This is a genomic window from Protofrankia sp. CiP1_Cm_nod1, from assembly GCF_920888515.1.
GTDB lineage: Bacteria > Actinomycetota > Actinomycetes > Frankiales > Frankiaceae > Protofrankia.
Genome location: NZ_CAKKTM010000158.1, coordinates 1 through 9,733, shown reverse-complemented (window position 1 = coordinate 9,733; position 9,733 = coordinate 1). Strand labels below are relative to the sequence as shown.

The 9,733-nt window shown below is 71.1% G+C and carries 9 protein-coding genes; 2 read left to right on the top strand and 7 right to left on the bottom strand.

Annotated elements, in window-relative coordinates:
* Positions 1-226: 226 nt before the first annotated feature.
* The 6 genes from NBX02_RS07830 to NBX02_RS07805 all read right to left on the bottom strand — a co-directional run bounded on the left by NBX02_RS07830 (position 227) and on the right by NBX02_RS07805 (position 7,841).
* Entirely contained in the window at positions 227-1,507 is a 1,281-nt protein-coding gene (locus NBX02_RS07830; protein WP_250290638.1) for a hypothetical protein, read from the bottom strand.
* Positions 1,508-1,751: 244 nt separating this feature from the next.
* On the bottom strand, positions 1,752-1,910 hold the full coding sequence (locus tag NBX02_RS07825) for a hypothetical protein (protein ID WP_250290636.1): 159 nt from the start codon (positions 1,908-1,910) through the stop codon (positions 1,752-1,754).
* A 3-nt stretch (positions 1,911-1,913) separates the two neighbouring features.
* Positions 1,914-2,741, bottom strand: coding sequence for a class E sortase (locus tag NBX02_RS07820; protein WP_250281184.1), 828 nt, complete (start codon positions 2,739-2,741; stop codon positions 1,914-1,916).
* 323 nt (positions 2,742-3,064) lie between these two features.
* The gene (locus NBX02_RS07815; RefSeq protein ID WP_250281182.1) at positions 3,065-4,243 is read right to left on the bottom strand and encodes an RNA polymerase sigma factor; all 1,179 of its coding nucleotides are present in this window, start codon (positions 4,241-4,243) and stop codon (positions 3,065-3,067) included.
* A 40-nt stretch (positions 4,244-4,283) separates the two neighbouring features.
* Entirely contained in the window at positions 4,284-6,221 is a 1,938-nt protein-coding gene (gene dnaG, locus NBX02_RS07810) for a DNA primase (RefSeq protein ID WP_250281180.1), read from the bottom strand.
* Positions 6,222-6,590: 369 nt separating this feature from the next.
* Positions 6,591-7,841 carry a deoxyguanosinetriphosphate triphosphohydrolase gene (locus tag NBX02_RS07805; RefSeq protein WP_250281177.1) on the bottom strand — a complete coding sequence of 417 codons (1,251 nt, stop codon included), beginning with the start codon at positions 7,839-7,841 and terminating at the stop codon, positions 6,591-6,593.
* Between the two features lie 95 nt (positions 7,842-7,936).
* On the opposite strand from NBX02_RS07805, the gene NBX02_RS07800 reads away from it, so the two are divergent.
* A complete protein-coding gene (locus NBX02_RS07800; RefSeq protein WP_250281175.1) occupies positions 7,937-8,092 on the top strand; it encodes a hypothetical protein in 156 nt (51 codons plus the stop codon).
* A gap of 40 nt (positions 8,093-8,132) precedes the next feature.
* On the top strand, positions 8,133-8,672 hold the full coding sequence (locus NBX02_RS07795; RefSeq protein WP_250281174.1) for a PH domain-containing protein: 540 nt from the start codon (positions 8,133-8,135) through the stop codon (positions 8,670-8,672).
* Positions 8,673-8,715: 43 nt separating this feature from the next.
* Here the strand turns inward: NBX02_RS07795 and NBX02_RS07790 are convergent.
* The coding region (locus NBX02_RS07790) for a transketolase (protein ID WP_250290634.1) at positions 8,716-9,733 on the bottom strand (1,018 nt) is incomplete at its 5' end.

Below are 9,733 nucleotides of genomic sequence, written 5' to 3'. Positions count from 1 at the left end.
GGCCCAGGGCGCCTGGTGGCGGGCCGGCGGCCGCGGCCTGCCCCGAACGGCGCCGCCCATGGCGCTGCCACGCCAGGGCAACGGGCCCGGGGAAGCGGCCGGCGGCGCCTTCCCGGAAGCCACGGCTCCCGAGCGTCCCGGCCCGGCCGGGACCTGAGCGCGGGCGGCTGGCGACAGGTACGGGCCGCCGGGCGGGAAACCTGCCCGGCGGCCGCGCGCCGGGCTGTCAAAAGGCCCTCCCCAACGGCCCGGTCTTGCCCAACGGTTTCCCGGCGGCTTTCCGTGGCCCGCCGGGGGGGCCGTCGCCGACGAGCAGGAGAAGCGCCAGGAAAATCCAGGTGAAAAGCGCCACCCGGTTGGCCGTGAAAGCGGGCAGGCCCGCGGTTGCCGCCACGCTCATGATAAGCACGGAGGTGGCGAACGGCCGCTGCGGCCCGGACCGCGCCGGCCGCCCGGCAAGCCACGTGCCGGCCAGGACGGCCAGCACGAGCGCGAACAGCACCACTCCGAGCACGCCGCCGACGATGACCACCTCGACCCAGGAGCTGTCGTACGACACGGCGAGCCCGCCGGCGCCGTAGCCGAACCAGGGCCGGGTGGCGAGCACATAGTCGAACACCATCCCGGACGCGCCGTTCGACCCCAGCCGGCCCGCCGTGTACTTCTCCACGACGTCGCCGCCGTCACCACGGCTGAAAAGCGCGGACAGCATCCACGCGCCGCGCCACCGTGGCACGTCGACCTGGGTGAGGACGAGCCTGAACAGCCCGGCCATGGCGGCGATGACGAGCACCCGCCGAAGCCGCCGGCCCTGGCGGACCGCCTGCCACAGCGCCAGCGGTATACCGATCAGCAGGAACATCTTCGACGCGCTCAGGACGCCGCCGACGAACACCGGGGTGGCGACGAGGCCGAGCAGCACCGGCCGGTCCCGGCCGGGCCGGGCGAAAAGATAGAGCGCCGCGAACAGCGCGAGAGCACACGCGATACCGGCCTCGGCCGGCTGCGCGAAGATCCCGGTCAGCCGGCCGTTGCTGAAGGCGCGTACGGCAACCGTCGTCTCCAGGGTGGCCGGCCCGTAGCCCCAGAACTTCTGCAGCCATCCGACCGGATTGACGAAAAGGCCGCTGAACGCGATTATCCCGTTGCCGGCGACCAGTGTGACAAAAGCCGCGCACACGGCGTCCAGCAGGTCCAGCCGGGTATATCCGGTCGCCAGCCAGCAGCTCACCAGGAGCAACGCGGCCAGTGGGTACAGATAGTTGTCGACGCCGGACAGCATGCTGCCCGGAAGAAAACGGCCGGGTATGACCGGGCCGTCCGGGCTGATCATTGCCGAAAATGCCAGGAACGCCCACAGGCCCAGGACACACGCGTACCAGCCGTCGAATCTCAGCCGCGACGCGAGGAATGGCAGGCCGGCCAGCAGCGACCCGTACACCACCACCTGCTCGGTGCGCACGCCGTTCATGAGGTACGGCCCGAACGCCGCCACGGCGACGATCACGGGCCAGGCGCGGACCAGCGGGTGCTGGTGACCGGTGCGGGGCGCCGGCCCCGTGTTCGGCGGCGATCCCGTGTTCGGCGGCGATCCCGTGTTCAGCGGCGATCCCGTGTTCAGCATCGGCCGCGGTGGCCTCCGTCCTGTTCGTCGTGCTGTTCCGGGCCTGCCGTCGCGGCGGGCGGCGCCGTCCGCCGCCGGATGGCCGTGGCCCGGCTGGTCCGCGTCAGCGCTGGCCGGCCGTCGTGGCTCATTCCTCAACGGTCACCCGGGTGAGCGGAAGGTGGGGCTCGACGGCCGGGAAGACGCCGAAGAGCAGGCCGGCGGCCACCGCCACGACAAGCGCTGCCATCAGGGCGAGCCTTACGGCGAACCCGCCGGGAAGGTGCCGGAAGATCCATCCGTACACCCGTCACCTCCCAGCCGTGCCAGGCGGCTGCCCGGGGGTCTTCGGTCGGCTGCCGGTGAGCTCACCGAAAATGATCAGGCGGCTGCTGGCCGAGTACTTCGGATTGCAGGTGGTGAACGTCAGCAGGCTTTTCGCGGGCCGTGCGCCGGGCTGTCCGGGTACCGGCAGGATCACATCCGTCCGGGCGGGGTCGACCACTTCCGAGCCCGTCACCCGATAGACGAAATAGCGGTCCCGGACCTCGACGACGACCGGGTCACCGGCCCGTAGCTCGTCCAGCCGGCTGAACGGATGGCCGTAGGTGGTGCGATGCCCGGACACGACGAAGTTGCCGACCTCGCCGGGCCACGCGGTCCCCGGATAGTGCCCGGGGCCGCGCCGTAGCGCGCCGTCCGACACCCCCTCGACGACAACCGGGGCGTAACCGTCGCCGAAACGGGGGATGCGCAGCACGGCCACCCCGGCACCGACGTCCGCCGATGCCGCCCCCGGCCGCGGCAGGCCTGTCGACGGGGCTGCCGCGGCCGGGGCCGCCCACTGCCGGGACAGTTCGGAGCGCAGCCGGTTCTGGGTACGCTCCTGCACCATGTCGGTGACCCACAGTTCGTAGACCACGAACAGCGCCACCACGAACCCAACAGTGATCAGTAACTCACCGGCGCCTCGCGCGACGCGTCCGACCAGTTCTCCCCCGCCGCGGAACGTGGGCTGTCGGCCGGGTGGCCGCCGCCGCGGTGGCTGCCGGCCGGGCGGCTGCCAGCCTGATGCGTCCGGCGGCGCGCCGTCCACGCCGGCCTGCCCAGCGAGCGGACGCGTCGGCTGCGTCCTCACGACGGCAGGTGACACTCTCGACCGTTTCCGTGACCCGTTCCAGGGCTCGGGAACGCTGCGGGCGTCAGGACCAGGCAGCACAGTACCCATGATGGGCACTTTAAGTCATCAAGCGACTACTACCGCACTCCGACCCGCAGAGGCGACTCCTACTGGTTCGCCGACATCAGGACACGATAAAGACGTAAAGTAACAAATCGTACACAATCGGGACGCGACAGTCGGGACGCGTCGGCCTGAGCGCCACTGCTGCCGGCGGCCAGTGACCACCAGCCAGCCCGTGCCGCACACGGCCGCGCGGGCACTCCCCGCCCGCAGGTCGCCTACTCCAGGTAGTCGCGCAGCTTCTGGGAGCGGGACGGGTGACGCAGCTTCGACAGCGTCTTCGACTCGATCTGCCTGATGCGTTCGCGGGTGACCCCGAACTCCCGGCCGACCTCCTCCAACGTGCGCGGATGGCCGTCGGTGAGCCCGAAGCGCAGCTGGATGACCTTCTTCTCCCGGTCGGAGAGCGTGTGCAGGACCGAGTCGAGCTGCTCCTGCAGCAGGATGAAGCTGGCCGCGTCGACCGGCACGACCGCGTCGCAGTCCTCGATGAAGTCGCCGAGGTGGGAGTCCTCCTCCTCACCGATCGGCGTCTCCAGGGAGACCGGCTCCTGGGACACCTTGAGGATCTCACGCACCTTGTCGGGCGTGAGGTCCATCTCCTTGGCGATCTCCTCCGGGCTCGGCTCACGGCCGAGGTCCTGCAGGAGCTGCCGCTGGATGCGGATCAGCTTGTTGATCGTCTCGACCATGTGCACCGGGATGCGGATGGTGCGTGCCTGGTCGGCGATGGCCCGGGTGATCGCCTGCCGGATCCACCAGGTGGCGTAGGTGGAGAACTTGTAGCCCTTGGTGTAGTCGAACTTCTCCACCGCGCGGATCAGACCGAGGTTGCCCTCCTGGATGAGGTCCAGGAACAGCATGCCGCGGCCCACGTAGCGCTTGGCGATCGACACCACCAGCCGCAGGTTCGCCTCGACGAGCTTGCGCTTGGCGATCTGCCCGTCCCGCTCGATCGCCTCCAGATCACGGCGCATCTGCGGGGCGGTCTTGCGGGTGGCCGCCGCGAGCTTCTCGGAGGCGAACAGGCCGGCCTCGATCCGCTTGGCGAGGTCGACCTCCTCCTCCGCGGTCAGCAGCGGGACCTTGCCGATCTCCTTGAGGTACATGCGCACCGGGTCGGAGGTCGGCGCCTTGAGCGCCAGCTCCTCCTCCTCACGGCGACGCCGGGCGAGCAGGTCGTTCTCCTCGGCGTCCTCCCCACCCGCCTCGAGGATCTCGATGCCCTCGTCGTTGAGGACCTGCAGGACGGCGTCGGTCTGCTCCGGTGGCAGCTCGGCCGCCTGGAGGGCGACCGTGACGTCCTCGGTAGTGAGGAAACCGATCTCCTTGCCTCGGGTGATGAGGTCCTTGACCTCGTCCACCTGGGCTTCGCGCGGTAGGACGGCTGGACTCATGGTCGGAATCTCGTCACTTCCTTCTCGGGATCGACCCAGGTTACGCGGCACCCAGGCCCCGCTCCCGGAGTTGGCGCTTGTGCTGTTCCAAGGCGATCAGCTCACCATATGCGCGTCTGAACGTCTCGGCGTCGGTTACGGGATTGAGCCGCTGCACACGCGACTTCAGATCCGCAATGCGACGGGTCACCTGCAACTCCTGTACGCGTGACATCTGCTCATCGACATACCGGTCGTCCACATCGTGGTCACAGAACACCGCCTCCACGGCAAGCTCGATGACGAACCGCCGGAGCTCGTCCTGCCCGGCCGCCTCCACCACCGTCTTGACCCAGGTCTGGACGTCACCGGCGGCGGGCAGACCGGCGCACACACCGCCCACGGCAGCGATCACCTCACGGACGGCGCGGTGCTCCTGGACCGTGAACAGCTCCGGGGAGAGCGTGTCGAACACCGGGCCGGCAAGTCCCGGATACTGGAGGGCGACCTTGAGTACCTCCCGTTCCACCGCCACGACAGTGTCGTCCGCGACGGCGTCATGCCGACGCGGCAGCTCGGCCCGGCCGCCGGTGCGACCGCCGCGCGCCGCGTGGTCGCCCTGGCCGTGGGCAGGGCCGTCGAGGGACGCCGTACCACCGGCGGCCCCTCGTGGCCGATGCTCAGCGACCCGCCGCACCACGAACTCCTCGTCCAGAAAACCAAGCCAGTTATCCAGATTAACCGCGTAACGGTGTCGTAGCCCCCGATCCTTCAATTTGTTGATCAGAGGGGCCGCCGCGTCGATCGCCGCCAGCCGCCCCTCGGTGGTGTCGAGGTCGAAGCCGGCCAGCTTCCCGCGGATGGCGAACTCCACCAGCGGGAGGCGGGAGGCGACCAGGTCGCGCACGGCCACGTCCCCGCGCTGGACGCGCAGATCGCACGGATCCAGCCCGGACGGCTCGATCGCCACGAAGGTCTGGGTGACGAAACGTTCCTCGAACTCGAACGCCCGGATGGCGGCCTTGCGGCCCGCCTCGTCGCCGTCGAAGGTGAACACGACCTCGCCGCGGTGCTCGCTCTGGTCCATCAGCAGCCGCCGCAGCACCGTCACGTGCTCACTGCCGAACGCGGTGCCGCAGGAGGCGACCGCGGTCGGCACCCCGGCGAGGTGGCAGGCCATCACGTCGGTGTAACCCTCGACGACGACGACCTGGTACCGCCGGGCGATCTCCCGCCGGGCCAGGTCGGCCCCGTAGAGCAGATTGGCCTTCTTGAACAGCGGGGTCTCGGGTGTGTTGAGGTACTTCGGCCCGGGGTCGTCGGCGGCGAGACGGCGGGCGCCGAACCCGACCACGTCCCCGGCGAGGTCGCGGATCGGCCAGACCAGCCGGCGGTGGAAGCGGTCGATGAGGGTGCCGCGGCTGCTCTGCTTGGCCAGGCCGCCGAGGACGAGTTCCGCGGCGGTGAAGTGCCGGCCCATCAGGTGGCGGGTGAGGGCGTCCCAGCCGGCGGGCGCGTAACCGACGCCGAACCGCGCCGCCGCCTCCTGGCCGAAGCCGCGGGCGGCGAGGAAGTCCCGGCCGTCGCCGGCATCGGCGCCGGCCAGCCGCTCGGCGTAGAACTCCGCGGCCGCCCGGTGGGCGTCGAGCAGCCGCTGGCGCTGGCTGGTGACCGCGCGGCTGGTCACTCCCCCGCCCTCGTAGGTGAGGGTGATCCCGGCACGGCGGGCCAGCCGCTCGACCGCCTCCGGGAAGGACAGCCCGTCGATGGCGCGCACGAAAGCGATCACGTCGCCGCCGACGCCGCAGCCGAAGCAGTGGTAAGCGCCGACCTGCGGCCGGACGTTGAACGACGGCGTCTTCTCGTCGTGGAACGGGCACAGGCCCCGTAGCTGGCCGCTGCCGGCCGGGCGGAGCTGCACATAGTCGCCGATGATGTCGGCGAGCGGCGAGCGGTCACGCACGGCAGCGACATCGGCGTCACGGATGCGTCCGGCCACACGTCCCTCCCTGCGTCCCGGGTGGAGCGCTAGCGGGCTGGTGTCACGGAGGCCGTCCGGCGCGCACCTTGTGTCACCACCGGGTGTCGCCACCGGCCGTCAGCCCTCCGGAAGGCAGCCCTCCGGAAGACTGTCCGGGCCCCCGCAGACCCGCATTCTTCCCCGATGTTACTTGTCATCTGGACCGCAGTGCCGATCTTACGGCCGCAGCATGTAACACGCCGTGTCCCGGACGCTCCCAACAGGCCGGCGACGCGCCGGCCACCGTCCGGCGCCACCGTCCGGCGCCACCGGCTCCGTGGCACCGTCACGCGGCCCACCGGCCGGGGGCCGTCCGCGCGAGGGCAGGCTTCCAGGGCGGGGACGCCGTCAGAGGACCGCCGGCCAGCGCCGGCCGGTCAGCTGCGCGTGGCGGCGGCCCGCGCTGGCGTCGGTGAGCCGGGCGATCTGGTCGATGACCACCCGCAGCCTCGCCGCGTCGTCGCGGGCGGCGGCCCAGGCCGGCCGCAGCAGTGGGTCGAGCGCCTCCGGCGCGCGTGTGAGCAGCAGCGCGACAAGCTCCGCGATGACCTCCCGCTGGCGCCGCTGGCGTTCGTGCGCGTCCCGGCGGTCCATGACGAAGGAGGCGGTCACCCCCTTGAGCAGCGCGCACTCGGCGACGGTCGGGGCGGGGACGACCAGATCAGCGTGGTAGCGGCACAGCGGCGGGTCGCCGTACGCCTCCCGGGTGGCGCGGACCGCCGCGACGCACAGGCGCGCGATCAGCTCGCTGGTCATCGTCCGCACCGCGCGCAGCGCGTCCGGTGTGGTGGCCGGCCCGGTCACCCACCACGGCTGCCGGCGCAGCCGGTCCAGCGCCTCGCCCACCGCCGCCGGCGGCGCCACCGGGTAGCGGGCCGCGGTCGAGGCGACCAGCTCGGCCCGCCGTCCCGGATCCTCCAGCCGGCCCAGGTCGATCAGGCCGGCGACCACCCCGTCCTCCAGGTCGTGCGCGCTGTAGGCCACGTCGTCGGCCCAGTCCATGATCTGGGCCTCCATGCAGCGCCGGCCGGCCGGCGCGCCGTCGCGGACCCACTCGAAGACCGGTAGATCGTCGGCGTACACACCGAACTTCGGCGTGTCGGGCCGCCGCGCCCACGGGTACTTCAGGGACGCGTCCAGCGTCGCCCGGGTGAGGTTCAGGCCGGCGTCCCGCCCGCGGACGTCGACGACCTTGACCTCCAGCCGGGTCAGCTCCCGCAGGCTCTGCGCGTTGCCCTCGAAGCCCCCGCACCCCTCGGCGGCCGCGTCCAGCGCGGCCTCGCCGTTGTGGCCGAAGGGGGGGTGGCCGATGTCGTGGGCGAGACAGGCCGCGTCGACCAGGTCCGGGTCGGCGCCCAGTGAGCGGGCCAGGCCACGGCCGACCTGAGCGGTCTCCAGGGAATGGGTCAGGCGGGTGCGCGGGAAGTCGTCGTCGAGCGGGCCGACGACCTGGGTCTTGCCGGCCAGCCGGCGCAAGGCGCTGGAATGCAGGACACGCGCGCGGTCCCGCTCGAACCAGGTCCGATCGTCCGGTGTACTCTTCTGTCGCTCCTCGCCCCAACGCACCACGTCGGACGCGGCGTACCACCTCTTGGCCACAAGCCTGAGCGTATAGGCGCGATTTCCGCACGTCTGAGGCGCGAAGCGGCGATACTTTGTGGTCAGCCCGCCCAACTTCGGCCCGGAGGCCCGCCGTGGACAAGATCGTCAGATACGGTCTCATCGCGTTCGTCATTTTCTTCGTCGTCAGCTTTCCCGCGAGCGCCGCCAGCATCATCGAGCGAGCCATCAACGGGCTGGAGTCCGTTGGTAACGGTTTGTCAAATTTCGTCACCGACGCCGTTCTGTGAAACAGGGTGAGCCAACGGCCCGGCCCGGGAGGTTATGATCATGGTGAGAATCCGGATCCCTGACCCCACCGCCAGGGATGACAGGTACCTTGCCACCCGCGAGCGACTGGTCGTGAAGGTCCGGATGCACTGGGCCATCCTGCTGCCCGTCTTTCTCCAGACCCTGGCGTCCGCCATCGGTGCAATCCTGTTGACGATCCTGCTCAATGGCCTGGACGCCAGCAAGTCCGTTGTGTCGCTGCCCTGGTGGTTCCTGCTTTTCATGATCTTCAGGATGCTGTGGAAAGTCGCCGACTGGCACTTCGAGCACCTGATGGTCACGGACAAGCGCTTGTTGAAGGTGTCCGGGATCTTTTTCCGCAAAGTGCAGACCATGCCCCTGGAGAAAGTGACGGACCTCACCTACAACCGGGACCCGATGGGCCGGCTGCTCGGATACGGCGAGTTCATCGTCGAATCCGCCGGGCAGGACCAGGCCCTGTCGAAGATCCAGTTCCTGCCCCGCCCGGACCGGCTCTACCTGACGATGTGCGACATGATGTTCGGAGGTGCCCCGGCGCCCGCTGGTTCGGACGACTGACCCCCTCCCGGCGCCGACGGCTGCCGCGCCATCGGCCGGCCGGTCAGCGCAGCAGGGCCCGGGCCGCCGCCGCGATGTGGCCCGCGTCGATGCCCGCCGCGGCGAGCAGTTCGGCCGGGGTGCCCGACCCGGGCAGCTCGCGCACGGCGAGATGGGCGAGGCGTACCGGTACCCCCGCCGCGGCCGTCGCCTCCAGGACGGCGCTGCCCAGGCCGCCCTCGGGGTGGTGGTCCTCGGCCACGACGAGACGGCCGCCGGTCACCCGTGCCGCCCGCGTCAGAGTGGCGATGTCCACCGGTTTGACCGAGTAGAGGTCGATCACCCGGGCCGGGACGCCCTCCGCCGCGAGCGTGTCCGCCGCCGCCAGGCAGTGGTGCAGGGTGACCCCGGCGCCGACCAGGGTGACCACGTCGGCGTCCGACCGGCGCACCACCTTGGAGCCGCCCACGGTGAAGGACTCCCCCGGCCCGTAGATCACCGGATAGGCGCCCCGGGTCGTGCGCAGGTAGCTGACCCCGTCCAGCTCGGCCATGAGCTCGACGAGCCGGGCCGCGCTGGTCGCGTCGCTGGGGTAGAGGACGCGCGAGCCGTGCACCGCCCGCATCATCGCCAGGTCCTCCAGCCCCATCTGGGACGGGCCATCCGGGCCGATCTCGACGCCGGCGTGCGATCCGGACAGACGGATGTTCGCCGCCGAGATCGCGGCCATCCGGATGAAGTCGTAGGCGCGCGAGAGGAACGCGGCGAAGGTGGACGCGAACGGGACGTACCCGCGTGCCGACAACCCGACCGCGGCGGCTACGAGCTGCTGCTCCGCGATGAAGATCTCGAAGAAACGGTCCGGGTGGGCCGACGCGAAGTCCTCGGAGTAGGTGGAGTTGCCGACCTCGGCGTCCAGGGCCACCACGTCCGGGCGGGCGCCGAGGGCGGCGAGCGCCTGCCCGTACGCCCTGCGGGTGGCGACCCGGGCGCCGAGAGGGTAGGTAGGCAGGCGCACCTCGGCCGGCGGTGCGGGTGGCGGCCGGCGGCCGGCGGCGGGCGGCAGTGGGCCGCGGACACGC